Origin of the sequence: Aliivibrio logei (genome assembly GCF_001691055.1) — a bacterium.
GTDB lineage: Bacteria > Pseudomonadota > Gammaproteobacteria > Enterobacterales > Vibrionaceae > Aliivibrio > Aliivibrio salmonicida.
The window spans coordinates 1-307 of record NZ_MAJU01000045.1; the positions used below are offsets into that span (position 1 = coordinate 1).

Annotated in this window: 2 tRNA genes; both read left to right on the forward strand. The window is 43.6% G+C overall.

What is annotated here, in order from left to right:
- The first annotated feature begins 45 nt into the window (after positions 1-45).
- Positions 46-122 (forward strand) — tRNA-Ile (locus tag A6E04_RS20700).
- Between the two features lie 39 nt (positions 123-161).
- A tRNA-Ala gene (locus A6E04_RS20705) sits at positions 162-237 on the forward strand.
- Positions 238-307: the final 70 nt, after the last annotated feature.

Here is a 307-nt window from a genome sequence, read left to right on the forward strand (position 1 = left end):
TCACACAGATTGATTAGGTTAAAAAAGTAAAAGAGACATAATGTTGGGTCTGTAGCTCAGTTGGTTAGAGCGCACCCCTGATAAGGGTGAGGTCGGTGGTTCAAATCCACTCAGACCCACCAATACTTTTCCAGTAAGTATTGGTGATAACATTATATTTTGGGGCTATAGCTCAGCTGGGAGAGCGCCTGCCTTGCACGCAGGAGGTCTGCGGTTCGATCCCGCATAGCTCCACCATCTTTAAGTATTCTCCTTGAGAGTCTTTAAAAATGGTTTCGAAAGAAACATTGCTCTTTAACAATTTGGA